This window comes from Alcanivorax sp. MD8A, assembly GCF_002888555.1.
Classification (GTDB): domain Bacteria; phylum Pseudomonadota; class Gammaproteobacteria; order Pseudomonadales; family Alcanivoracaceae; genus Alcanivorax.
Map to the genome: position 1 here is coordinate 1 of NZ_AQOQ01000007.1, position 24,812 is coordinate 24,812.

A 24,812-nucleotide genomic window follows, 5' to 3' on the forward strand; every position below is an offset into this window, starting at 1 on the left:
GTGATCAAATACGGCTGGCCAACAAGGGACTGGGCCCCCTTAACGACAGAATCGCCATCCTACAGGGAGAGGCAGAGCAGCTGTAGGAGCCTTGCTCGCAAGGCGATCATTCGTCATGCGAACATGGTTTCCTACAGCATTAATATAGATGCGCACTTTAATCACTAGCTTGTGGATTCCCCTCCTCCCAAATAAAAAAAGCCCGCCGAAAGGCGGGCAGCTGTCACTTGCGTCGAGGAAATCGTGGCCGGGGTGGGCCCCGGCCTTATTATTTTAGAACTTGTGTTCCATACCGATACCGATGGTCTGAACTTCTTCGTCAGCGATGTCGGCTTCCAGGTTGTTGAAGTACACGTAGGTCTTGGTAGCTTTGGCCAGCTTATAGTCGGCACCCAGGCTGTACTGAGTGATTTCTTCGTCGTTGCTGTCGCCTTCAGCCATTCCGTACTGTGCTTTCAGCTTGATGCGGTCGATTTTGAAGGCCGCGCTGACAACAACAGCAGCATCTTCACCGTCACCTTCTGATTCTTCAGCCATCTGGTAGATTGCACCCAGTTCGAAGTTGCCCGGCTTGATGCCAGCTGCTACGCGGGTGATATCCAGAGTGGAGGTACCTGCGAAGGTCTGGGTATCAGCCACCAGGTCGTCTTCGATGCTGGTGTCGTGAGACAGAGCGGCGAAGAACATGTCTTTTTCCAGCACCAGAGAGATGGAGGTAGAATCCGCCAGGCCGTTTTCGTTCTCACCGTCACCGTCGAAGTCATCGCTGTCTTCGTTCGGGATGAAGGCGGCGTTCAGGGTGATCATGTCAGCCAGCTTCGGAGTGCTGTACTGGATGATGTTGGAAGCACGGTTCTCACCCGGCATAACGTTCTTGATATCGCCGTCCAGATCGTTGAACTGGTCGATCTTGCCTTGAGCCAGCTTGGTCGGGGTATCGAATTTACCCGCTTTCAGGGTACCGAAACCGCCCTGCAGACCACCGAAGATGTTACGTTGGGTGAAAGTCTGACCGCTCTTGTCACCGTCATCGACGCTGATTTCGAATTCGGCCTGGTAGATGGCTTTCAGGTTGGCCACGTCCAGATCCAGGTCACCCTTCACGCCCAGGCGGGAAGCATTGCTCTGCAGTTCAAACTCGTCGTCGTTGTTCGGCGCAGCCGGAGACGGGTCATAGCTCATCTGCTCCAGGGAGATGTTCACTTTACCGTAAACAGTCGGACCGTCAGCCAGTACAACGCCCGGCATGGCAACGGCAGCCCCCACAGCGATCGCAAGCAAATTCTTCTTCATTCCAACACTCCTTCAATCAGGCAATATGTAATAAGCAGGGATCAGCAAATGCTGATGCCCTGTTTTTAAGCATCGCTTTCTGCTTGGGGGGGCAGTATGGGGAGGGGTGGTGACGGAAAAGTTGCTCTTATGTGAAGTTTTTATTTCACTGGGAACTTTGTGAGGCTAGGCAGGGTTTTGCAGGGGTTGCAGCCGTCGACCTCTCGCAGCGCAGGGGCAAGCCTGAAAGCCGATTTTGCCTCCTGAGCCCGGGCCGCCATGCAAGCATGGCTCCCAAAACGGCAGGCAAGAATCTCTGTTCAAGACGTACAAACCGCCGGCTACCCGGCGGTTGGGCATGCCCCACTCTACCAAGCAAGGGCTTTCAGGCTAGCGTTTTATCATGCCGCCTCGGCAACACTTTTCGCAGCTTTCTTCGCCTTTGCTTTGGCAGCACCGCCGGGCATGTACTGGCGCACATCCCAGAAGAAATATCGCTTGAGCACGCTGTTGGCTTCTTCGTCATTCTGGCGCCAGCCGTACATCTTCGGTTTTTCCTTCTCAATGGCCAGCGTGCCAAAAATCAGCCAGTCGTAAATCGCCAGAGTCGCAGTGACGTTCTTGGCGGAATTAGGTCCGCGCGCATGATGATGATGATGCTGGGTCGGGAAGGTAATCACATGCGCCAGCGCCCACATGGTCTTACGCACCCAAGCCCACTTGTGATTGTGGAAATACAGGTCCCAGTTCCAGTTCACGTGAGTCTGAGCCGCCCACAGGCCCTTGAATGCTGTCGCCACCAGAAAGACTTCCACCAGCCCCAGATACAGGCACACCAGCTGAAAGGTGTAGTTCGGCATGATGAACCACCAGGCCCAGCCATTCACAAACGTCTGAGTGACGGACAACTGCCCCTTGTTGTCCTGACCACCGGCCAAATGGTGGGGACGATGACTCATCTTGTAGAACGCCTGTATCCACTGCAGCACCTTGTTGTTGGGACGGCGACGATGGGCAAACAGGTGGAAAGCACCGTGCAGGAATTCTTCGATACAGAAGAAAGCGATCAGCGTCGGCACGAAATACTCAGCCTCCAGCCAGGCCAGCGAACCGGCACTGCCCGGAAACAGCTTGGTCAGCCCAAGGGTAATGAGCAACAGCACCAGCGGGCGCTGGATCGCGACCATCATGAAAGTGGCAAGAAAAGCCACTTTCCAGTCCTGGCGGGTTTTACGCCCATCACGGGTGCGGCCTGCAAAAACTTCCCACACCGCAGTGAGGATAATGAAAGTAGTGACCGATAGGGTCAGGATCTGGTCCATTGTTATTCTCCAGTTTGGGTTGTGCGCAACGCCAAAACTAGAGAGGGCCTACTTATTTTCCAAATCGATATTTGATATAAGTAATATCCATGAAACTGAATTTGCGCGGCATCGACCTGAATCTGCTCCCTGTGTTTGTTGCCATCATGGAGCACGGCCAACTCTCCAGAGCAGCAGACACGCTCGGCATGAGTCAACCTGCAATCAGCGCCGCCCTACAGCGCCTGCGCCACACTCTCGGCGACGCGCTCTTTGTCCGAACCCGCTCAGGTATGGAGCCCACCCCCCGTGCCCGCGAACTGCATGAGCAACTCGCCCCCCAGCTCAATACCTTGCGTGACATCCTTGATCCGGGAAACCGGTTCGACCCCGCCAGTAGCCAACGCCACTTTCGCATCATCAGCGTGGATTACTTCGAGATGGTTCTGCTGCCGCCCTTGCTGGCCAGAATCCGCCAGCAGGCCCCCGATGTGATACTGGAAGTCACCTCGGCCGGAGATGACATGACAGAAGACCTGCACAAGACCCGGGCAGATCTGGCCATCGACGCCTTCGTACATGATGACGACCGCCTGCACCGAGACACCCTTCTGGAAGAAAACCTGGTCGTGGTTGCACGCCGCCAGCACCCCACACTGCAGGGCAAATGCAGCAAACATGCTTTCCTGCAGGCCGAGCATGTGGTTTTGCCTGACCGCAACCGCCGACTGCCTCTGGACCAGATTCTTGACGCCCCCGGCTGGCAACGTCGCACCGGAGCACGGGTTACCCAATTTGCCAGCATGCTGGCAACCGCCGCAGGCTCGGACATGATTGCCACAGTCCCTGAGCGACTGGCCCGCCTCTATGCCGATGCCATGGACCTGCAAGTACTCGCCTTTCCAGTGCCTATCCCCCCTGTCCCCATCTATATGGTGTGGTCACCCGCCGTGGAACAGGACCCCGCCCACCGTTGGCTACGCCACCAGCTCCAGGCCACCCTGGCAGACCTTGGCCACCTTTCGCCCCCTTGAATCCTGGCCAAGTCATCGCCATCTCCTTATTCAGGCCCCCAACCAACAGGATCCCCCATGAGTTTTGGCCGCATCTTCTTCTTTATCTTTGGCTTTGCACTACTGGAAGTCATCGTCCTGGCCCAGGTAGCCGGCATGATCGGTTGGCCGGTGACTATTATTGCAACCGTCACCACGGCGCTGCTTGGCAGCTTTCTCTTTCGCCGTCAGGGCCTCGACACCTGGATACGCCTCAACCAGAAAATGCAGCAAGGAGACATGCCCGGCCAAGAAATGGTGGAAGGCATCATGCTACTGCTCGGCGGCGCCCTACTGATCACCCCCGGGTTTATTACCGACGCAGTCGGTTTTGCCCTGCTGTTGCCAACCTCCCGCCGGCTGATGGCCCGCCGGATCATCGCCAAAGGCACACTTCAGGGGTTTGCCACCCAGCGTCAGGGCGGTTTCACCTATACCGCCTACACACAACATAGCGGCCAGCCCTTCCAGCAGCCCGCAGACAGAAACGACGGCCACGTGACCATTGATGGCGAATCGCAACGCACTGACTAGATTCCCGTCCAGTACACAGCGAAGGATTACTGAATGCGAAAACACCGTGACGGAGGCTATGTGTACAACGCCTGGCCCACAGAGAGCCCCCGACAAGTAAACGCGTTCTCTCCCAAAGCCACCGCGCTATCCACCCTCTGACTACTGGCTCACCGTGATCTCAGTCGGGCAAGCCCACCGCTTCTCCACTGTTGCGAGCTGTATCAAGGCACACTGGACTGTGCCGGTAATTTTAATGCGACATTTACCCCTGACCTGAAAACCGAATCCGGGCTTAGCAAAAACCTGATGTTCAAGAGGCTTAACCCGCAAGCCACGCTCACGCTCAGCTTCTGGCAAAACGACATGGACGATGCCATCTTTCGGCAAACCAATGTCTTCACCCTGGTCACCAATTACCAGAACATCGACCGGGTTCGCTCACGGGGCATTGAGTTCATCGGCCCGTGCCAAGGTTACTGGTCCCTGCCCTGAGTATGGACGCCCCCTCTCCTGGACGGGCGTAATCACCGAGAAAACCGCGCCACCCCGACTCAGAAGGAAAACGTTTCCTCCAGGTCCCGACTGGCGAGCCAACCTGCAGGGCCACTACCGGATCAACACACACATAAGCCTGGCCATAGGCATCGACAACGTTAACGTTAACGTTAACGGTGACCCCATCACCCCCTACCCCAGCCACACCTATTTCGCCGAACTGCACTGGGATCTGTAATCACCTGTCAACTAACCTTCTTGGCGTGAAGACGCACCGTCACGCTGAACAACCGCTTCATCAGGTAAAATCACCGTCAGATCCACACGGCGATTCGCCTGGGATCGGTTACCCCCCTGCCCCACAAGGCCACCACCGTTGGAGACGTCGGCATAGCTGCTGTTCAGCCTGCTCAATAATTCACGGTAAACCGTATCTGCTCTGCCCGACGCCAACATCGCATTGCGCTCCGACGGCTCTCCGTCTGCATAGCCCTTGATCACGACACGTCCACCAGAAGAACGATTGAGCGCCTGGGCAATTGCTTCAACAACAATGAGCCCCTTCAGCCCGATCTCAATTTCCCCTACGGGGTAAAACAATGAGACCTCTCCTGCCGATTGCGGCAAAGAGCGCACCGTAGCGACAGTACCCCCAGTAACGACTTTCACCAGACTTCTTGGTTGGTCATCCACTTCGTTGACATAGACCGAGACGTACTCGCCTCTTAGGCCACCTACGCCCTTGTAAGCAAGCAGGTAAAGCTGGTTTTCAGTGTGACCGGCAAGCTCTCGCCCCAATAGCAGACGCCAGCCAGCGCTATCACCACAAGCCATTCCCTCGCAGTCAAAAGCAATTTCATAGCCATTTTTGGTAAGAGCGTCATGATAATGGGCATAAATGCTCATGTTGCTATCCGCGGCTTGGTGATCCAAAACATACTGAAATGCTTTACCCACAACACTGATTTCCCCACCGCTGGCATAACCTGAAAGCTCTCGTTCTTTGTCCAGGTAACGTACCGGCGCAGTCTGGAGACTTACCTTATCCATGACCTCATAATCACGGGATACCAGAATTTCGTTTTTGAAGAGACCACCAGGATCGAACGCGAGGGATAAGGTGGAGATACTGCATAACACAGCCACCAGTAGAATACGAAACATCAGACAACTCCCTATTTAAGATTTTTACAGTTGCGGTTACCGGTGACATTCCCTTCGCAGCGGATCGGAGTCTGCATGCGAATCACCGAGTGGGCGGATAATGGCAGGTGGTAGCCTCCGTGCAGGGCGCCATAGGCCTTGCAGCGCAACCAGTCGCCCGGCCCACCCAAGCCACCAAACAGATCCAGGCTCTCCCAGACCAGCGCATTAATTACGGGTACAGTCATTTCCTGACACCACAGGGTTCTTACGGACAACAGATTGGCATCCTGCACATTCATGGCCGTACCCCCGGCATTGATTACCGTAGTCGGACGCTGCTTCAGGTTGTCATTGGGAATCTGATAAGGACGATTGCGGCTGGACACTTCACGGTGCTTACCCTCATGAGGGCATGCCGAGCCGGCACAGGGCTCCAGCACCCAGGCCCTTTTGGCCAAACGGGTAAAAACTGCCTGGGTTGGCGAGGTCACCTCTACCTTGGCGCCCAGCGCATGGGTCGTCTGATACGCCAGCACATGCTTGAGCATTTCCGCTTCATAATCCATCAGGCCTGGGGTTTCACCCGGAGCGACACGGTAATTGTCCGGCATCATTCCCCTGACCAAAGCGGATTTCATCTCCACGGAGTAGGCATGATTGACACTGCCTGCACGGGCGGCTCGAAATGTCGCGTCATTGAGCGTGGCCTTGGTCCGGTAGAGCATGCCGAACTGAAGAATCGCAAAGATCAGCGGCACCCCCCAGGCAAAGGTAATCAGGAATTCTGTCATCGCCTGGCCTCGCTGGCCCCGTAACCTGCGATGCATTACCGCGTACCCTGGCCGCTGTTTCCGGTTAAAGCAGACGCTATCCGGTCACGAAAATCAGAGAACTGCTGTGCCGCTTCAGGAGAACTGCCCACAAAGCGTTGTTGCGCCTGCATGGCAAGCTGTAACGACTGCCGAGCTCTGACTACGGAAAGGTTATACCAGCCGCGAGCCTGCTCAGGATCCAGCTCCAGACAGCGCTCATACATGGTGACCGCGGCATCCAGCTGGCCACTTCGGGCATAAATGTTACCCAGCCGGAACCAGGCCTGATACAACTCGGGGTTCTCATCTACCAGTTCCTGATAGTAAGACTCCGCTTCCGACCACAAGCCATGCCGATAGCTTTCCTCAGCCATAAGCAGCGTATTCGCCGTCTCCTCCTGATACCTCGAATCCGATGGGCTGGACGCACAGCCCACCAGTAAACTAACAGCCAGCAGCATCAACAATCTGTACATAACATCCCTCATTAAAACCTTTAGCCCGAGCCATGTTGGCCGCAAGCTCAATCACTGTGTCAGCCTTTGCTGAAAAGGCCATGGACCAAGGCTTCAGCGACTCACAAATCCGCACCACCCCTCCCGACCGGTCGAGAAAAACCACATCAATAGGAAACCTCATAAAGAACATATGAATGGAACGGCAGCGACGAAAAATCAGGCCTCTATCGGCAGGTAAATGACTGAACACGGTCAGCCCCAGGAACCGTTGGGAAAAGCGCTTTGCTTCTGTCAGCTCCAGCTCCGCGGGGTCTCCATTGATGAGCACCTTCATTGCAAGGTCTCCCAGAGTTTCATGCCAATCGGGAAACCGATGACTATAAAGGTGGCGGGAAAAATGAACGCCACCAGGGGGAAGATCAGTTTCACCGGTGCTTCCATGGCTTTTTTCTCGGCCAACTGGAAGCGCTCAATACGCCGCTGGTTAGCCTGAATCTTTAGCGTCTCGCCGATACTAGCCCCGGTTTTCTCTGCCTGAACCACCGCATTGACGAAGGTATTGACTGAGTCGATATCAATCCGGTCTGCCATCAGTCGGAGCGCATCAAAGCGCCCCATACCGGCTCTCAGATCACGAACCACCTTGGACAGTTCCTCCTTGAACGGGCCATCAGGACCCTTCTCAACGGCATGGTTGATGGCCCCGGTAAAGTTGGTGCCGGCCTGAATACTCATGGACAGATAATCAAGATAGGTGGGGAGCTGGCGAACGATTCGTTCCCTGCGCTTATTGGCCAACTCCCGCGTCTTGAGCAAGGGCAGAAAGAAACCCACCACCAGCGCACACAACACCCAAAACCCGTCAAACGCATCGAGCAACAGGGCGGCAATCACACACCCAGCGGCGGCCAGAATTCCTGTCACCATCTGCAGCCCCAGAAATTGCTGAGCATTGAACATGAAAGACTGACCTGACTGGGCAAGCATCCGGTTACGTCTGGCAACCTGCTCCGCTTTCATGGCACCACCAAAGTAGTGAGCAGAAAAGGTAATCAGCGGCCATATCAACCTCAGCATGGGCGGAAGGGGATCCATGAACTCCCGTTCATCCTGTTCCACCTCCCTGAACACACGCCGGAACGCCACAAACAGCACCACCAGCGAACAAGCAAGCAACACCAGGGCTGCTACCGCATAGACACTCTGCATCTCAGACATCGATCGCCACTATCTTCCGGATAAACCAGAAGCCCATCAGTTCCATCACCACAATCACGGCACAGGCGCCCCACCCCACGTAGGTAGTGAAGAACTTGTCCACCGCATCCGGTTCGATCTGGGCAATCGCGAAACCCACCACGAAAGGTAACAGTGCCATTACCACTCCCTGCGCCTTGCCCATGGCCGTCAGTGAGCGGATCTTGCCCTCAATCTCGATCTTTCTGCGGATCGTATCGGAAAGCCGCTCCAGCACTTCCGCCAGGCTGCCGCCCACATCCCGGGCGATCTTCATCCCGGCGACGGTCATCTGCAGTTCGTCACTGGAAATCCGCTGCAGCATGTTGTCCAGGGAAACACTGAAATCCACGCCCATCTTCACTTCGCGAAGCAGCAGGCCAAATTCTTGCTGGATCGGCCCCCTGGATTCCTGAACCATCAATTCCAGCGCGGATGAAAGGTTGGAGCCAGCCCGTAGCATAGCGGCAATGGACGACAAACCGTCAGGGAGGGCGAGATTGAATTTCTCCCGCCGTTTGGCGTGTAGAACGGAATACACCACCCGTGGCGACGCGGCGAGAAATGCGGCCAGAAACACACTGAAGAACAGGTTTCCGCTGATCAGCCAAACCAACAGTGACGACACCAACAACACCCAGAAGCCAATCAGCAGCAGCCGGGAAGGATCAATGAAGATGAACATGTCAGCCAAGTTGGTCTCGGCATTCATCTTGAAATGGTCCTGATACTTGTGCAGTGCCGTGGTGAAGATCTTGTACGTCACAAGCGACAGCGCAAACACACTGACACAGAGCAGGAGCAGCACCACCGCCAGACTAGAATCCATGGCCAGGATCCTGAGGCTTATGAACGTTATTGAACAGGCGCATGTCTATCTTCACATTGCGCTGCCGCAACCCTTCAACGAAGTCGGGCACATTCCCGGTGGAAACGAACTCACCGCTAACCTTGCCATCGGGACCATAGCCGGAATGGGCAAACCGGAAGATTTCTGACAGCTGGATCACCCCGGCCTCAATGCCGTTCACTTCGGTGATGCTGGTGACTTTTCTTGAGCCACAGGAGAAGCGTGTCTGCTGGACAATAATATCGATGGCAGAGGTTATCTGCTCACGGATAGCCTGAACCGGCAGCTCCATACCGGACATCAGCACCAAGACCTCAATCCGCGACAGGCAGTCGCGGGGAGTGTTGGCATGAATGGTTGTCAGGGAGCCATCATGACCAGTGTTCATGGCCTGCAGCATGTCCAGCGCCTCACCGCCACGACACTCACCGACCACAATGCGGTCAGGACGCATACGCAAACAGTTCTTCACCAGATCCCGGATGGTCACCTCGCCCTTTCCTTCCTGATTGGAAGGACGCGCCTCCAGTGATATCAGGTTGGGCTGATACAGCTTGAGTTCCGCTGCATCTTCCACTGTGATGATACGTTCACCGTCGGGAATAAAATTGGACAGCACATTCAGCAGCGTGGTTTTACCAGAGCCGGTTCCCCCGGAAATCAGAATGTTCTTCTTCTGTTCCACCGCCAGCTCAAGAAATCCCACCATCTTTTCGTCCATGGAGCCAAAACGCAGCAAGTGGTCCGACGTGAGCCTTTCTTTCATGAATTTGCGGATGGTGATATTAGGTCCCTTCAGCGCAAGAGGAGGAATCACTGCATTGACACGGGATCCATCTTTGAGGCGCGCATCCACCATGGGGGAACTCTCATCGATACGCCGCCCCAATGGTGAGACGATCCGCTCAATGGCAGAAACCACCGCAGAATCATCGGTGAAGGTTACCTCGGATTTCTGCAGCACCCCGGACTTCTCGTAGAAAATCTCATCACGGGAATTGACCATAATCTCAGAGATACTGTCGTCCGCAATCAGCGGCTCCAGAGGGCCAAGCCCTACCGCTTCTGCCAGTACCTGGCGGGCCAGTTCTTCCCTGTCGATGTCGGCATCCAGATCCGCCTGATCCTGAATGATTCTGTCGATGGCTTCCGATGTCAGTACCCGCAGTGCACTGTCATCCATCTCCGCCACATTGATACGGCGTAGGTCCATGTAGGTGACCAGAGAGCGACGGATAGTGGCACGCCAGAACGCCATCCTAGGCGCCTGGGCACTACCAGCCGTGCTGATATCCGCATCATGAAGTTCGGGCACGCTGTCTCCTGCACTGCTAGTGCTGGTAGCGACCTCGACCCCCTCGGCATGGCACTGCAAACGATAATCCCCAATGGAGATCGTATCCTCACGCTTAAGAGGACCATACTCAGCGACTCTGGCATCGTTGACATAGGTTCCGGCCTTGTGGCCCCTGTCTACGATGAAGACACCGCCCTCACGAATTTCCAGGCTGGCATGATCCAGCCCAATCTTGCGACCTACCATTGGCACCAGGCTGGCATCACTACGGCCCAGCACATGCAGACAGCTTTCGCTCCGATAACTACCGACCAGAGTCCCCTTGCGGGTTTTTACCAAGACATACAGCATGATTTATTCCAGCAGCAGGGTGTCGAGTTCGGTATCGAGTTTGACGTCCTCGACATAGCTCTGTACCCGGCTGACCAAGGCCTGATTGTCGCCGTCTTCGGCCTGAACAATGTGCGGCGTCACCATGATCAGCACTTCCGCTTCTTCCACGCGGTCATCCTTGCTACTGAAAAGCTTGCCAATAATTGGGATATCACCCAGAAAAGGCACTTTCTGGGTCTGGGATGAGCTGACATTGGAAATCAGGCCCGAAACAACCAGCGAGTCATGGTTCTTCAGGTTGATGGTGGTGGAGGTACTACGATTGAGAAGGCCCGGAATACCATTGACCTGAACCGCAGGGTCGATATTGCTAACCTCGGCAGCAAGGGAAATCATGATGTCATCCCCCTGCACCAGGGGCGCGATACTCAGCAGAACACCGTAATCACGAAAATCCACATTGGTAAAACCATCCTGATTGATCACAGGAATGGGGAATTCACCACCCGCCTGAAACTCCGCCGTCGCACCACTACGTGCAATCAATCTTGGCGCGGTCAGAATCCGTGCATTACCCGCCTCAGCCATGGCATCAATGGTAGACGTAATACCTGTAGTGGCACCAAAGTACTGCAAGGTGTCATAGCTGTTCACCGGATAGTTGGCATTTTGCAGGGCATTTCGGATTTCACCAGACAGGCCATTTTGTGCCGGGCTGATCACACCAAATACCGGATTTGTGGTCACCGGCGCATGCAGGCCATAGGCTGGGCCACCAATCTCGCTATCCCACCTCACTCCAAGCTTCTGGATATCCTGACGTTTAAGCTCAACAATTTTTACATCAAGGCGAACCAGTTCTGCTTTCTCAAAACCGTCGTCGCGTACCAGATTAATCGCCCCCGGAAGCTGACCGATTATACGATTGATAGTTTGGGTAAATTCGCTGGAAACCCGCCCCTTAAAAACCAGGTTCTGGCCCATGGTCTCTACAGTAAGACCATCCACATGACTGGCGAGCTGTTCAGCCACCTTCATCTGACGATCCACAGGCAATGGGGTAACCGATACCTCCAGAGACACCTGCCGATCCGCTTCTTTCCACACTGAAACGGTAGAAATACCGGGCTGAACCCCTATCAACAATAGGTTACCGTCATCCAGCACCTTGTAATTCACTACATCCGGATTACCCACGGCAACTCGTGTGACCGTTCCCAACGCAAAGGTTCTCGCCTGACCCGCAAACAGGTCCACGTTCCAGTTTGCCGCCTGAGGCAGCCCCGGTGTCAGCACCCCAAAAACCAGAGACAACAACAGCAATGCTTTGTGCACTGGAAAAAATCTGGTTATTTCATCCATGAATAATCTACCCACTTTTTAATTAGCGCTGCGCTCGGCGTCGTCCCACTGATGCCTCGTAAGGCTGTAGACACGTCCACTCTCAGCGGCCTTCTCCTGCCAGATACCGTCTTCATGACTGGAAATCACCTGGCTGCTGGAACTTAACACCCCACCGTTGGAGCGCCCTCCGGCAATGATCTCGACCCCCTTACCGTTACCCACTTCATCACCAAATCTCGCTACGCCCATGTCATCCGGGTGCCGCAGAAGAAAGAACACCTCGCCCTTCTCATCTGCCGTCAGCACGGACTGGATTTTATCGACCGGAATACCCAGGGTGATCGAGTTGTAAAGCGTGCCGTTATCCTGGTGGCCCACATCCGCAAGAGTGCGAACCCCGGTGGCAAGAACCGTGGCGTTATCGAGCAAATTGATAATGGGAGGGCTATCCGAGGTTTCGGACTCTTCGCCATCCAGCAGCAACACCAGATCGACGCTGTCCCCGGAGTTGATCATGCCTTCGATGGACTTCAGAGGGTCTGCTTCCAGAGTGACAGCACGCTCACCAGGCCTAAGTAGCTCGGCAAAGCTACCTGTTCCCGGAGATCCGGCGACAAAAGCCTGAATCAGGGGGGATCCTGAACGCATGGGCACCTTTAACCGGAGCCCTTCAACGGAGCCAAAGGCATCTACCACAATGACACCGGAGGGCAGATACTGACCCGGCATATCCATCACCGCCATATTGTGGGAACCAATCACGTCCCCCGGATACAAATCCGACTTGGCAACCACTACGGTGACCGGCCGTTCCATCTGGTTTAACTCCTGCCTCAAAGCAGTTTCGCGCTGTTCCAGGTAGCTAAAACCCAACCAACCGGCCAACGCGGAAAGCCCCACAGCTACAACCAGCATGATAAGGGCTGCGTACTTTTTCATTTGACATACCTTGCTATTAAGAATGGCGAACTAATCGAGAGGCTCAGCTTCAATCCGGCACGGACATGGCCCACACGTAGGATTCCTGATTCGCCTGAAAAGCGGCGATCAGCAAACTCATGGCACTTTCACCGTTGAACACCGGTGCAAAAAGAGCGGCAATCAGGAAGACTGTCGCGACGATATATTCCACATAGGCCTGCCCACGCAGATGGCGTCTCAAACCCGATGCTGTTGTGATGTTCCTGTGACTCATCGTTTCATCCATGATTAATGAGTAATTTCGACAGCGAAGATGTGAGATCTGCGCCCCTGCTCCGTGAGGACAATCTCCATTTCACGGTCATCCCTGGCTACCGTGATCGCAGCAGCGCCTTTCTTCACATCCAGATTGCTCCTGACCAAATTCCAGTGCTGACGCTGGAAATGCCCCATGTAATAGCGGTAGTTACTGGCGATGGAATGGCCGTTCTCGACCAGCAGTGTCCGGGATCGACGACCTGAATCAGAGGCACGGATATCATTCACCACCAGCGAATCAGGCAGGCGTGGGAACCCTGTTCCCGGGTCGGGAGATTTCTTGCTGACGGCCCCCCAGTTACTGATACCAATCTGCGCATAACCCGTGTTACCGAGTTGGGACACCTGAACCGTCACGTAGAACTTGTCGTGGGGCGCACTCAGAATGACCCACTGACCCTGCTCATGCTCCTTGAACTCAACTTCTTCCTCGCGCCAGGAATTCCGGTAGAAATCAAGCAGCTTTTGTCTTCCGGGAAGGTATTCAAAACTGAATATCTTCATAGGCACGCCATTGAATACCATATCCTCAGAAACCTGGGTGACGCTGACGCCCTCAGGCACGGGAACGTCTGGCCAGCCTGAAGAATGGGCAATACTGGAAAGCAGCAAGCCAGCACAAATGAGCAAACGATTGACTAGTATCATGTTGTCACTCAACGACAGGCCGAAGGCGCTGTAGAACCAGAATAAGTGGATAACCGCTGACATGGCGCCACTTCCACATCCACCTTGCCAAACTCGAGGTTATCGCTTCTGATCTCAGGAAAGATGGACCCCACAAGGTTTAAACCTGTTCTGATTACCCCGTTATCCAGCAGATCCGTGGGGACCATATTCTTTACACGGGATTTCGCCTGACTTGGGCTTGCCGCATTCCAGGCGTTATCGAGCAGCACATAATGATGTTTCATGGACAAGTTACTGGCCGGAATCCAGGCCTGATCAGGGTCCTCAAGCGGCATCTCCACAGCAGCCTTGCGATAACCCGTGGTATCCAGATCCAACCCTTCCACCACCAGCTTCATTCCCCCCGAACCAAGAATCCCACCAAGATCAGCTTTGACGGTGCTGGAGGCTACGGCTGCACCGGTCGAAGACGTCTTAGCACCTTTCGCTACAGTGATATATCCGGGTTGATTCAGATAAGCGCTATACAACATGGGATCGAGCATTGCCTGGTCTGCAGAACCCGGCGCTCTGTGATCCGTGAGGCTGTTGAATACATGATCCGGCTTACCCATAACCCGGTAACGGGCTTCCCATGCCAAATGTTGATCACTCTTGCTATGGCCAGCGCCGCCACCTGGCCAGGCCACTTTCTCCCAGGCGCTGTAGCGGGCAGCTTCATAGGTCTTGTGACGTAACTCACCGGCCTTGGCGAGATAGGAAACACCGATAAACGCAGGGACAAGCACAAATATCGTGGCCACAAGAAATCCGACGAGGGATTGGCCACGCATATTCCTGTATGAAAAACAATTATTTCTCATCCTTGAGAACCCATAACGGATTTTAGATATAAAGGTCAGACATCATTGACTGTGCCAAGTGAAAAAAGTCACTGACTCACCACGGCCTCGTAGAAAAACCGAGACATTTTCCTGTAAACATCTTCCCACTTGACACCAGGATCACCATGAACCGTCAAGTAATACGAGAATGGAAATTTGTTATCCGCAGCAACAAAAAGGCACCTTTGCTTATCGGTATTTTCTCGAACACACGAGACAACATATCTCTCTTCGTTATCGACATAGTAAGTTTGATTGCCTGCCTTCCCATCATTTCTGGAGGAAATCTTCTGATAGACGTCAACACCTGATTGTGAATTCCTGAATTCCTTGCTTCGCGCAATATTCAACCAGTTACGAAGACTGATCTTTGTATCTTCTTTAAATACCGTCATGTAAGAGTTGGGACGCTCACCACACTCGTCACCGTAAGGAAGACAAAAAAGCATATTCATTCCATCACTATTTCGGTATGGGTTTGTATAGGGATCAATCTTAGATACGGGATCAAGGCAAGAAGAGTCGACCCTGAGTTTAATCTCTCCCACAGGAATCACATTAGGGATTGTGAACCGGTCTTTAATTTTCACTAGATCAGCATCACCATCAACACACCATCTATTTTTTGAATCTGTAACCGGATCACTGTCAGTAAAGCAACCAGACGCCATTATAATTATTAAGAAAACCATGAAAAAACGCATAACCTGACCCTACTCAACCTTTATCATCGTTGACGTACCGTATATATTTCCTGCGAGATCCAGGTAAATTTTCTTCATCGAATCTCGCAGCTCCTGCCTCTCCGTCATTGGCATAAACACAGAAAACTCAACACCTGTCTCACCGGAATCTGAATAGTAAACATACTCATTATTCAACAGTACTGAAGCTTCAGTTTCCGCCGTTGCAGCAAGCTTCTCTTGATGCTCTGCCTGCCAGTATTCATTCAATGCCAAAACTGAACGTGTATTTAAATTTTCCAGCCTGACCGGATCATAGCCCCCTTCGTTATTATTATAATAATCGTCATACTCCTCATCCGCGTTTTCACTGGCCTCTCTTGCAGGACCAACACGCTCTTTAGCATGTTCCTCCAGCTCTCTTATCTTAGTCAGGTAATAAAGGGTTTCATCTGCATAAAGCTTTGACAGATCTTCCTTGGCTGCATCCTGACCTTTTCCGTAATATTGCTGTCTGTACGCTTCAGATCTTTCAAAGTCGTCGCGATAACTCCGATAGTATTTATTTTGTATCTCAATCGCTCTTGTTACTAATTCAGCCTGAATACCCGCAAGGACCTTAAAAACATCATCCAGACTCATATCAAGATTATCTGTTGTCAAAGCATCCTCAAGGTCATTTATTCCATGATTTGAATACACCGTGTTAACCGCCTCACCCACATGCCCAAACCGATCAGTTAATGCAAGCATACCCAAGGTCATATCCATAAACTCGAGATTGATTATTTTCTGGGTAATGTCGACAGCTTTAATGGCAAACTCAACACCCTTATGAAGCTTTTTAGCCTGAGCCGCTGCCTCCGCCAACTTTTGTAGCAATCCAGCATTACTATCAACGGACTCAGAAAAATCAAGCAATCTTCCAATTGAATCAATACTGTTTTTCAGGGTCAGAAACTCATATGCCCTAATTGGATCAACCCATCGGGATTTATCAAGTTTATCCGGAGGGATAACATCTTCAGCACACCTTGGTTCGTAGCTGCCATAAGCAGCATAGATAAGTGCATCTTCACGCCAATGCTGAGAGTTTTGAATGAGCAGCTGGCCTATCGCGTTCAGCACCACATCACCACTATTATTTGTTGATGATGAGTGCAGCCACACCCTTGGCAGCGCTGATCTACTCTCTACATTTGACGCAGGCTTCACGACCTCAACACTGTGCGGCTCATCCGTCTCAACAACTTCACTGTCTGGGGCAGGAGCTCTACCATCCAGATCTACGAACCTGTGTGGTTGACCAAGCGCAAACAAGTAGAGGTCCGGACCGACTTCCAACCCTTTAGGGTCTGTACTTAAATATCGTCCTACAACCGGATCCATGTACCTATTCAGGTTATAATGCAATCCCGTCTCTGCATCGTGATACTGATTCGATCCTCGTAACGGCATTACCATCCAGGCTCCACTATTTCTTTGACTAGCGCCGTTATCCCCTACCCTTGCTTTCCATATGACTCTTCTTTTCTTGTCAGTGACGGCAAGTGGGGCAAATCGATGATCAGTATGAATCGGATAATATTGCTTGCTTTCCTGCATCAGGACAGGCCGGTTCCCCAAGTATAGATACTGACGTTGAACCCCATTTACTCCAGCCTCCGCAGCAATGTGGTTACCGTCATAGAGAAATAATGTTGTTTCTCCATCCATCTCACCAGGATGATGCCCCCTGGCATTTTTATGGATAGTTTTGGAGATGCGCTCACCAAAGAAGTTGTATTTGTAACTCGCAACCAGGGTTCGAGAACCATCACCCTCTTCCTTATAGACCGCGGTCAACCGACCAAAAACATCCCATTGGTAGTGATGACTACCATCATTAACCATTTCACCACGTTGGCTGTACTTGGCAGAGCCCCACTTAACCGGCTCTGGATGCCAGCCATTACCGTCTGAATCAGCAAAGTGGTTGGCAAGCCCTATCATTTCCATTGACTTGCGAACCAACCCTCGGTCGTCATATAGAGTTGGTTCAGCTGGGTAGTGATATTCGACATCCGGGTTATAGGGTATGTCATAGTTGGGATGGCTGAATGGGAGAATAGAGAGTGTGTTGTTTGGCGAAGAGACAGCACCGATCTCTTCCATATTCGAGGATACCTGATCTGAAATAGCAGGCTTGAATTGAACCCCAAGCTGACCTTTTCGCCACTTAATACTGCTGAAGGCAGTCTGTGCTCCGCCCGCAAACGTGATATTGCCGTCAACATCGAGCGACCGTCTCTGACTGAGCCCATTGAAGAAATCGAATCCGCGATCATTGATCGCCTCCCCTGCCCGGTTGATACCGGTAATCAGAGGCTTGTTGCCGAATGCCCCCTTTCTCTCAACAGCAGACAAAGACCCGACTTTAGGGTGATTTCCATCATGGTATCGGTATTGTATAACCTCCCCATCGGGTAACGTCTTGATTTCAAGCCGCCCGAAACGGTCGTACTGATAGCCCGTTTCAAATTCGGCATCATCAAAGATTCGCTTGTGCAGAGACAGCTTCCCAATACTGTTGTAGTGGAATGACTCTGTATATATACCATGGCCATCTGTTTCATGCCGCACAAGTGACAGGCGGCTATTGTCGTCCCACTCAAGCTCAACCACTTCTGATTCGCTGGAGCGCCTGATTAGCCTTCCGGCCATATCATATTGTTTCTTTATCTCAGAACCATCACTGTAACGGGTTATTGTTCGATTATCTGCCACATCATAACGATGACTTGTTGTACCCGTGACAGGACTTCGTGTTCTGACAAGACGGCCAAAATCATCGTAGTGATATGAGGTAATCCTCCCCTGCGAATCAAATCTAATGCTTCTTTTATCATTACGGTGTTGAAAAACTTCTGATCTATCATTATCGGTAAACAGCACAGCTAGATTTTTCTTATCAGTTGAGTTTTTCAGGGACAGTACCCCCTCAGCATCAAAGAAGCTTTTCTGATTCAGCCTGCCGTCGAGGCCATACTCCAAGGTTATCCTTTGGCCTTCCTGATCCGTAATAGCAACAAGATCACCAGATGCATCATGCTCGAGCATGAAAGACTGACCGAGCAGGTTCTTGATAGTGCTGATCTTGCCCTGATCATCGTAGGTGAGTGTGATGGTCTGCCCTGCCCGTGAAAGGGTAGACAGGCGCCCACGCACGTCGTACTGCATCGTGGATACAATCCCGTCTTTTTTCCTTGACTTGATGACCCTGCCGGCCTGGTCGTACTCGAAGGACTCCGTCAGCCCCATGGGAAGGTTTTTTTCTATCAGCCACCCTTTGTCATTGTAGTGATACTGGGTGATGTCGGAGTCTTCAGGGGTGCCTTTGGGGCCATTTTCCAGCGGCCCATCGTGCTCCAGCAGTCGCCCCTTATCCCACTTGTATTGTGAGGTACGTACTATTTTCTTGTACTTGCCGATTTCGACGGGTGACCAGCCTGCCTCAGTGACGGTGACAGGAAGCCCCAGCTTGTTACGGGTGATCTCAAGGACATACCTTCCGTCCGGGTTAACACTATCCCTTTCAATACGACTGTGAGCCCCCTGGACGGACCGCGCTTCGCCCTCAGAGGTATCGGTGACGAGATCGAAGCCGGCACGGTAGACATATTCAGTGTCTCCCCGCTGACAGGGGCCACACCCTGGCCCTGTCACTTTAGTGACATGCGGCACACCACCGAGCATCGAGGTAACGTATCGGCTAGTCATACCATCCTGATCGGTGACCAAGGTTTCGCCATCACCATATTCAAGAGCGACATTCTGGCGGGCTCGGCCCTGGCGAGTGGACGATATTGCCCGCCCCTTTTCATCGTAAGACCAGGTGGAAATCCGTGTTGTCTTGCCCTTATTACCACTTGCCACAGCAACTGACCCGGCAAAGCCACTGCTTATCCCGGTCAAGTGATTAGGAAAGGCATCATTCTCGTAGTGATAGTGGCGTTCTGCACCATCGTCATAACGGACCCGGTAAAGGCGCCCACTACTGTCATAGTCATAGTGGACATGCTGCCCGCCTACGACATTAGCTTCAGCCAGGTTGCCATCGTCATTGTAGGAAAAGCTGATCTGTCGAATGGGCTGGTTACGGTTGTAGGAATCCAGATCTCTTCTGGTCATTTTCGCAGGCTGATCACTATCGTGCTCCGCTTTCAATTGCTCCCTGACACCCGTCAACCGCCATTGACGGTCATATTCCAGTAGGATTTCGGGGCCGCTTTTGTTAGTCACTTTGGTCAGGCGGCCACCTTTCTTGTTCAACAGCAGCAATTCTGTGCCATTCTCCCAGCGCCAGAGATACTGTTCACTAGTGATAACTAGCTCGCCATCGCCCTTCTGCACCGGTGCCATATGGCGCTCTGAGTTCTCCCCATATCCCGTCAGCGAAAAATCAATACGTCGGCCATCCGCCTGCCAGAGATAAACCTTGTTGCCATGATCGACAAAACGGACATCAAAGCCGTGGCGCCAGTTGTTACCGAAGGGCCCACGAAACGTGGACAAGCTATTGTAGTGACGAACAAAATTTAGCCCCGGTAGATCGATATCCTTTTCAGCCTGATATTTATTACCGGTGACCACATGGATTGGATTGCCCACATGGGTGGCACTGATACCAGTCTGTACGGAAGCCCCCGCATCAGACAGCCCATTTCGTGGTGTGATGTTAAGGGTGCTGGCTGAAGTCTGGACCGCGCTTGAATTGAATAAATCATTTTGACTGGCGCCCGGGAAAAGCGAATTATCTGGCGCAGAACAGGTTTTAGGGGCACCGTTACCCGGGCCATCGGCTCCATCTCCCGTCAGATCATTACCAAGCCCATCCGCATCGTCACCGAAACCACACTGATTCTGGTCTGCCCAGGCCTGTTTAGATACCTGGTTAGCAAAACACACACCCGGATCTTCGCATTGCTCCAGAGAGAACCCAATTGATGGCATGCACAGACTCAACATTAGAATGGCGCTACACCATAAGGACTCTGTAACGACATTATCGCGCATCCATGCGCTGTGCTGATTTACAGCAACCTTGTTCACGGAAATTCCTTTTCCACGTTTTATTTCAGGTTGTTATCCACGAATTCCAGGAAGGCTTCTTCCTTGCCTTCATTGTGGATAGCACCGAAGAACATTCTTGTGGTTCCACCATTGCTACGAACCAGCGTTATCGGTGTTGCCCCCACCCATGACTGCCATCTGGCCTTGAACTCTTTCTGGTTCACAGTGATCACGTCATTCTGATCATCTATCGGCCATGCTCCCTGCTGATGTTCGTAGTCATAGGAGGAGAAGTTTTCGTCCAGAGCCTCCGCAGGATCATCCGCTTCAATTATGGCCCGATTTCTGGCATTGCTGTTGTTCTTGTAATAGGAAACCGCGACCCATCGGGCGGAGAATTCCGGGATGAGTTTCTTCAGCCTGGTGTAATGAATAGCACTGTAGGGACAGTTTGGGTCATAGATGATCAGGACCTGGGTATTGCTGTCGTTACCCACCAGAATATTTTCCTGCTGTGCAGTCTCCGTCCATATTCCGGCAGGGGCTGCCATATCATTTGCCAGCCCTGTTGCTGGTATGGCGACAATGAATATCCAGACAGCCAACCACCTATATCCCTGGTGCATTGCTATTCCTTTTTTGTTCCCTGATGACTGAATTAGGCAGACGATTGCCAGACTAGAAGCCCAATGCGGGCTTGTAGCAGCGATTAGATCGCAGATCTTCTACCTGCTGGAGGGTATAAACCTTTGGGGTGCCACTATCGAGTGAAATGGTGATGGTTTCCGCTGCGCCGTTATAGACAACCGTGGCAGTCTTACCGCTTTCGTCCTTCATCTGCAGGGAGCCACTACTGATCCGGTAGCTGTCGTCTGAATACTTGGGGTCTTCATCTTCCTTGCCGACATACAGGTCTGATACGGTCTTCACTTCGAAGTGCCCTTGTGGGCAACTTGCTGGTACCTGACCGCCCTGAAAAGCAAGGAACTCCATTCCATAGATCCCTTCGTACCGCTCGATATGGGATTCTTCCACCGGGTTATCGCCTTGTGGTTCGTATTCAAGCCACAGATTATTTTCTTCATCACCCAACTGGGTAAGAGTGACTGTTTTCTTATCCTCAAAATTAGACGACATCCTTACAACTGAATACTGACTGGTCCCCCCCCCAGTAGCACCATATGCTTCTTTTCCAGTATCCGCCCTTTCAAGAAGCATATGGGCACTCAAGTATCTTGACTGATCAATATTTCCACCCAGTACCCCTTTCGCTGACAAGGGCTCATCAAGACTGATTCCTGATTTCTCGTAGCCAATAAAGCTGGTTTCGTTGGCAAATTCTCCGCTCCCGGGTCCGGATACGGGATAGCCAATTTTCCGAAAGCCACTAAAAGTTGCTGGACTTCCGCCAGAGGTTACCGTGCTCTCCACGCAACTTTTATAGACTGATGAGATCATGTCGAAGTTGCCACCGCTATAAGGAGAATTTGTCGCCTCCAGTTTTTGCTCCAGCACCTGGAAGCTTCCACTTGTCTCACACGAATAGCTGGAGGAAGCCCTTCCTGACCCGGTGAGGTCTACCCCAAGTGCCAGATTCAAATTCGTTGCCATACGGGTTAGTGGCAACATGGTGTCATCTATTACTGACCCTGGTGCCAATATCGCTACAGCGTCTTCATCCACAAAGGAAGCCGCTACCACCATACGCAACGGATCATTTGGCGTGACATCCTGGTCTGCCGGATTCGACGAGGCAGAGGTAGTACTACTACTGCCACCACTTCCTCCCCCTCCACAAGCCGTAATTAGCCCAATAGAACAGGTGATGCCAACAATTCTGATAATGTCCTTTCTTGTTGATGTCATGCTTGATCCTGCCAATTCGATCACTATCCGTATTACTAAACGGTAACGTTCAGATCACACACCGGTGGCTGTTCGTTGCCATCTCCATTGCTTTCTTCTTCAGTACCTGAATCAGGGGACTCATTACCTATTCCGTTGCCAGATTCAGGCAAACCATCACCCTGGTTGCTAGAGCCATCATCACCGCCTCCGGCGGGACCTCCCGCTTTCTTGCAGGCTTCCCCTACCGCACCAGCGCTGTTTCCAGTGACACCAAGCTCTGCTCGTATTCCCAGCTTTTCTACGGATGTAAGATCAGCCAATGCGGGCTGCCAATACGGGCTATAGAGACTTCCATACTCTCTTCTGCCACTTGATCGAGGATGGAGATCATGGGGATAGCGGAAAACAACCCGGCTTTTGGCGATGCTGACCATTCGCCCATCCATGAAGTCATCTTGTCGAGCCTGCTCGGTGCACCCACTTGCTCCTGTGAGCTCTGTGGCAGTTTGCAGCCCTTTCGCACTCGCCGGTTTTGTGACAGCGACAATCACACCCGGTCCCTCATCCAGCAGCCCAGTCTCAGCCAGAGCGCGAAAATCACGCATCCCTACATACGAGGTAACAGGTTGCTCCTGGCCAAATTCCCATCGGGCCAACCCTGATGCCATACCGTTCGTTTTCCAGTAGGACTTGTCAGCATGGGTTTCCCTGTAATCAATTCTGTCGTTGCTGTTTTTACCGCTCTGCGCAGCTCCCCAGCCCACCGGTAGCATTTCACCCTTGTCGTCATAACCCTGAAAAACGCCCCAATCCCACTCTCCCAATGCATAATGCATCGAAAGCGTATCCACTGAGGACCACTTGAAATAAGGTCCGCAGTTTTCGGTATTCCTAATCAGTTCTGTTCCACCATCGCGTTCCATCCAGAACCGTGAAACAAGCGGTACAGTGACTTTGGTTTTCATCACCCCGGCTAATTGGTTTCTTCTGGTCGTAAATCTGTCCCGGCTTTTCAGCAAGATATTCCGAAACTCATCACTATATTGACGATCAATCTTGCTTCCTGGAGCTGTCCACTTAGGAGGACTCCACTCCCACCCAAGAAATCCAGAACCCGTATTGGTCCAGCCACCAGAAGTCCAGCTTCCACAATCGTCATATGCCTTTTCAGGGCTGTATTGATTGCTGAAATCAAAATGGGCTTTTCTAAAACTATCCAGTGAAGTAAGGGTGTAAAGCGCATCCACTTCGCTATCGTTTTCTTTAACAACGTCCGAGTAGGCTTCCCTTGCCATCATGACGGTATTGGCATGCATGATCTGTTGGCTTGCAGAAATAGCCAGAATCAACTTGTCTAAGGCCGAGTTAGCCACCCTCATGACTTGATCTATCGCGGAATTTAGGGTGCTGGCCGCCTGGGATATAATCGTAGTGACAGGTATCAGTGGAATTATCCACCGGGTTGCTGTGGCAATATTCTCAGCCGTTCGATCAAGCCATCGCGACCAGCTCACCAGAGTGGTGGCCTGAGCCACTGCCACATGATTCGCGATCATTGCCCGGTTGGTGTACGCCTGGAAATTGAGATTTCTGGCTTCGACAGCCGCGACACTGTAAGCCGCGGCATCAGCGGTGCCCTGAAGCCGGGTTTTTTCGCCGCTGATGGTATAGCCATCAAACACATAGAAAATGGCGCCAACGATCACCAGCAACATCACCGTGACGTAGACCATCATCTGGCCTTTCTGTTGACGCTTTCCGTTCAGCACAGCGCTCACTCCCTGAGCATTCCTCTGTTAGAGACAATCCATTCCATGGATGCTTTTCGTCTTTGACAGCCCGCCTCAAAGCAAGCTTTGAGGCGGGTGGAGGGGTGCAGTGATTAGTTGTTACCGGTGTAGTTGCTCAGGTTACGGGCGGTGTTGGCATCCGTTTCTGCGGCAGAGGCCTGGGCCGCGGCGCGGCCTTGCGCCGTACCCCCATCCTGACCCGACAACTCCATGGCCATACCAGCGGTCTGGTTTCGCACGGTGTCGCCAAACAGGCGATAAACGCCAATAGCGGCGATAGCAATAAGCGCGACAATAATGATGTACTCAGTCATTCCCTGGCCAAGCTGCTTTTGTTTCATACCCATGATCTTCCCTTTATATAAACCAACGCCCTATTGCCCCTGATCGAGAGACTTCACCTCTACAGGGAAATGAGTCCTAATATTAAGGTTCTTTACCGGGCAGGGATTCAATCACCACATGAGCAGCTCAACAAACGATAAGTCTGACTTTCATGTAAGCCTTTTGCCATTCGTATGCGGATTTTTGATCCTGTTCACACAAACTATAATTGCCTTCTTTATTACTATTG

Annotated in this window: 23 protein-coding genes; 3 read left to right on the forward strand and 20 right to left on the reverse strand. The window is 52.4% G+C overall.

Annotation, left to right across the window (positions count from 1 at the left end):
- Positions 1-273: 273 nt before the first annotated feature.
- Entirely contained in the window at positions 274-1,293 is a 1,020-nt protein-coding gene (locus tag A15D_RS05155; RefSeq protein WP_102791048.1) for a porin, read from the reverse strand.
- Positions 1,294-1,673: 380 nt separating this feature from the next.
- Positions 1,674-2,594: a sterol desaturase family protein gene (locus tag A15D_RS05160; protein WP_102791049.1), complete on the reverse strand. Its 921-nt coding sequence runs from the start codon at positions 2,592-2,594 to the stop codon at positions 1,674-1,676.
- A gap of 89 nt (positions 2,595-2,683) precedes the next feature.
- Between A15D_RS05160 and A15D_RS05165 the strand changes: the two genes are divergently transcribed.
- From A15D_RS05165 to A15D_RS05175, 3 genes are all read left to right on the forward strand, one after another.
- Positions 2,684-3,607, forward strand: a complete 924-nt coding sequence (locus A15D_RS05165; RefSeq protein ID WP_102791050.1) for a LysR substrate-binding domain-containing protein — start codon at positions 2,684-2,686, stop codon at positions 3,605-3,607.
- 57 nt (positions 3,608-3,664) lie between these two features.
- Positions 3,665-4,159, forward strand: coding sequence for an FxsA family protein (locus tag A15D_RS05170; RefSeq protein WP_102791051.1), 495 nt, complete (start codon positions 3,665-3,667; stop codon positions 4,157-4,159).
- 198 nt (positions 4,160-4,357) lie between these two features.
- Positions 4,358-4,633, forward strand: coding sequence for a TonB-dependent receptor (locus A15D_RS05175; protein WP_369825821.1), 276 nt, complete (start codon positions 4,358-4,360; stop codon positions 4,631-4,633).
- A 252-nt stretch (positions 4,634-4,885) separates the two neighbouring features.
- Here A15D_RS05175 and A15D_RS05180 read toward each other — a convergent pair whose 3' ends face one another.
- The 18 genes from A15D_RS05180 to A15D_RS05260 all read right to left on the reverse strand — a co-directional run bounded on the left by A15D_RS05180 (position 4,886) and on the right by A15D_RS05260 (position 24,585).
- Positions 4,886-5,800, reverse strand: a complete 915-nt coding sequence (locus A15D_RS05180) for a hypothetical protein (RefSeq protein ID WP_102791052.1) — start codon at positions 5,798-5,800, stop codon at positions 4,886-4,888.
- Positions 5,801-5,811: 11 nt separating this feature from the next.
- Positions 5,812-6,573 carry a TadE/TadG family type IV pilus assembly protein gene (locus A15D_RS05185; protein WP_102791053.1) on the reverse strand — a complete coding sequence of 254 codons (762 nt, stop codon included), beginning with the start codon at positions 6,571-6,573 and terminating at the stop codon, positions 5,812-5,814.
- Between the two features lie 35 nt (positions 6,574-6,608).
- Positions 6,609-7,070, reverse strand: coding sequence for a tetratricopeptide repeat protein (locus A15D_RS05190; protein WP_158245779.1), 462 nt, complete (start codon positions 7,068-7,070; stop codon positions 6,609-6,611).
- Complete coding sequence (locus A15D_RS05195) at positions 7,039-7,386, reverse strand: DUF192 domain-containing protein (RefSeq protein WP_102791055.1); 348 nt, start codon at positions 7,384-7,386, stop codon at positions 7,039-7,041. Before A15D_RS05195 ends, A15D_RS05190 begins: the two co-directional genes overlap by 32 nt.
- Positions 7,383-8,270 (reverse strand): type II secretion system F family protein, encoded by an 888-nt coding sequence (locus tag A15D_RS05200; protein WP_233192092.1) that lies wholly within the window; start codon positions 8,268-8,270, stop codon positions 7,383-7,385. The genes A15D_RS05195 and A15D_RS05200 overlap by 4 nt, the downstream gene beginning before the upstream one ends.
- Positions 8,263-9,117 carry a type II secretion system F family protein gene (locus tag A15D_RS05205; RefSeq protein WP_102791057.1) on the reverse strand — a complete coding sequence of 285 codons (855 nt, stop codon included), beginning with the start codon at positions 9,115-9,117 and terminating at the stop codon, positions 8,263-8,265. The genes A15D_RS05200 and A15D_RS05205 overlap by 8 nt, the downstream gene beginning before the upstream one ends.
- A complete protein-coding gene (locus A15D_RS05210) occupies positions 9,107-10,786 on the reverse strand; it encodes an ATPase, T2SS/T4P/T4SS family (protein ID WP_102791058.1) in 1,680 nt (559 codons plus the stop codon). Before A15D_RS05210 ends, A15D_RS05205 begins: the two co-directional genes overlap by 11 nt.
- Before the next feature lie 3 nt (positions 10,787-10,789).
- Positions 10,790-12,103, reverse strand: a complete 1,314-nt coding sequence (locus tag A15D_RS05215; protein WP_158245780.1) for a type II and III secretion system protein family protein — start codon at positions 12,101-12,103, stop codon at positions 10,790-10,792.
- Positions 12,104-12,148: 45 nt separating this feature from the next.
- Entirely contained in the window at positions 12,149-13,051 is a 903-nt protein-coding gene (gene cpaB / locus A15D_RS05220; RefSeq protein ID WP_102791060.1) for a Flp pilus assembly protein CpaB, read from the reverse strand.
- 49 nt (positions 13,052-13,100) lie between these two features.
- Positions 13,101-13,307: a hypothetical protein gene (locus tag A15D_RS17150; RefSeq protein ID WP_146026847.1), complete on the reverse strand. Its 207-nt coding sequence runs from the start codon at positions 13,305-13,307 to the stop codon at positions 13,101-13,103.
- A gap of 14 nt (positions 13,308-13,321) precedes the next feature.
- Positions 13,322-14,062, reverse strand: a complete 741-nt coding sequence (locus tag A15D_RS05225; protein ID WP_146026848.1) for a hypothetical protein — start codon at positions 14,060-14,062, stop codon at positions 13,322-13,324.
- Positions 14,008-14,814, reverse strand: a complete 807-nt coding sequence (locus A15D_RS05230; protein ID WP_102791062.1) for a hypothetical protein — start codon at positions 14,812-14,814, stop codon at positions 14,008-14,010. Before A15D_RS05230 ends, A15D_RS05225 begins: the two co-directional genes overlap by 55 nt.
- A gap of 98 nt (positions 14,815-14,912) precedes the next feature.
- On the reverse strand, positions 14,913-15,569 hold the full coding sequence (locus tag A15D_RS17155; protein WP_146026850.1) for a hypothetical protein: 657 nt from the start codon (positions 15,567-15,569) through the stop codon (positions 14,913-14,915).
- 9 nt (positions 15,570-15,578) lie between these two features.
- On the reverse strand, positions 15,579-20,639 hold the full coding sequence (locus tag A15D_RS05240) for a DUF6531 domain-containing protein (protein ID WP_102791064.1): 5,061 nt from the start codon (positions 20,637-20,639) through the stop codon (positions 15,579-15,581).
- A gap of 20 nt (positions 20,640-20,659) precedes the next feature.
- Positions 20,660-21,226, reverse strand: a complete 567-nt coding sequence (locus A15D_RS05245; RefSeq protein ID WP_102791065.1) for a hypothetical protein — start codon at positions 21,224-21,226, stop codon at positions 20,660-20,662.
- Between the two features lie 52 nt (positions 21,227-21,278).
- Entirely contained in the window at positions 21,279-22,466 is a 1,188-nt protein-coding gene (locus A15D_RS17160) for a hypothetical protein (protein WP_146026851.1), read from the reverse strand.
- A 35-nt stretch (positions 22,467-22,501) separates the two neighbouring features.
- On the reverse strand, positions 22,502-24,226 hold the full coding sequence (locus A15D_RS05255; RefSeq protein ID WP_146026852.1) for a pilus assembly protein TadG-related protein: 1,725 nt from the start codon (positions 24,224-24,226) through the stop codon (positions 22,502-22,504).
- A 104-nt stretch (positions 24,227-24,330) separates the two neighbouring features.
- Positions 24,331-24,585, reverse strand: coding sequence for a hypothetical protein (locus tag A15D_RS05260; RefSeq protein ID WP_102791068.1), 255 nt, complete (start codon positions 24,583-24,585; stop codon positions 24,331-24,333).
- Between the last annotated feature and the right edge of the window lie 227 nt (positions 24,586-24,812).

Bases quoted from the DNA above. Each gene is read 5' to 3' on its own strand.
- A15D_RS05155 (WP_102791048.1), bottom strand. From the start codon at position 1,293: ATGAAGAAGAATTTGCTTGCGATCGCTGTGGGGGCTGCCGTTGCCATG.
- A15D_RS05160 (WP_102791049.1), bottom strand. From the start codon at position 2,594: ATGGACCAGATCCTGACCCTATCGGTCACTACTTTCATTATCCTCACT.
- A15D_RS05165 (WP_102791050.1), top strand. From the start codon at position 2,684: ATGAAACTGAATTTGCGCGGCATCGACCTGAATCTGCTCCCTGTGTTT.
- A15D_RS05170 (WP_102791051.1), top strand. From the start codon at position 3,665: ATGAGTTTTGGCCGCATCTTCTTCTTTATCTTTGGCTTTGCACTACTG.
- A15D_RS05180 (WP_102791052.1), bottom strand. From the start codon at position 5,800: ATGTTTCGTATTCTACTGGTGGCTGTGTTATGCAGTATCTCCACCTTA.
- A15D_RS05185 (WP_102791053.1), bottom strand. From the start codon at position 6,573: ATGACAGAATTCCTGATTACCTTTGCCTGGGGGGTGCCGCTGATCTTT.
- A15D_RS05190 (WP_158245779.1), bottom strand. From the start codon at position 7,070: ATGTACAGATTGTTGATGCTGCTGGCTGTTAGTTTACTGGTGGGCTGT.
- A15D_RS05195 (WP_102791055.1), bottom strand. From the start codon at position 7,386: ATGAAGGTGCTCATCAATGGAGACCCCGCGGAGCTGGAGCTGACAGAA.
- A15D_RS05200 (WP_233192092.1), bottom strand. From the start codon at position 8,270: ATGTCTGAGATGCAGAGTGTCTATGCGGTAGCAGCCCTGGTGTTGCTT.
- A15D_RS05205 (WP_102791057.1), bottom strand. From the start codon at position 9,117: ATGGATTCTAGTCTGGCGGTGGTGCTGCTCCTGCTCTGTGTCAGTGTG.
- A15D_RS05210 (WP_102791058.1), bottom strand. From the start codon at position 10,786: ATGCTGTATGTCTTGGTAAAAACCCGCAAGGGGACTCTGGTCGGTAGT.
- cpaB (WP_102791060.1), bottom strand. From the start codon at position 13,051: ATGAAAAAGTACGCAGCCCTTATCATGCTGGTTGTAGCTGTGGGGCTT.
- A15D_RS17150 (WP_146026847.1), bottom strand. From the start codon at position 13,307: ATGAGTCACAGGAACATCACAACAGCATCGGGTTTGAGACGCCATCTG.
- A15D_RS05225 (WP_146026848.1), bottom strand. From the start codon at position 14,062: ATGTCAGCGGTTATCCACTTATTCTGGTTCTACAGCGCCTTCGGCCTG.
- A15D_RS05230 (WP_102791062.1), bottom strand. From the start codon at position 14,814: ATGCGTGGCCAATCCCTCGTCGGATTTCTTGTGGCCACGATATTTGTG.
- A15D_RS17155 (WP_146026850.1), bottom strand. From the start codon at position 15,569: ATGCGTTTTTTCATGGTTTTCTTAATAATTATAATGGCGTCTGGTTGC.
- A15D_RS05245 (WP_102791065.1), bottom strand. From the start codon at position 21,226: ATGCACCAGGGATATAGGTGGTTGGCTGTCTGGATATTCATTGTCGCC.
- A15D_RS17160 (WP_146026851.1), bottom strand. From the start codon at position 22,466: ATGACATCAACAAGAAAGGACATTATCAGAATTGTTGGCATCACCTGT.
- A15D_RS05260 (WP_102791068.1), bottom strand. From the start codon at position 24,585: ATGGGTATGAAACAAAAGCAGCTTGGCCAGGGAATGACTGAGTACATC.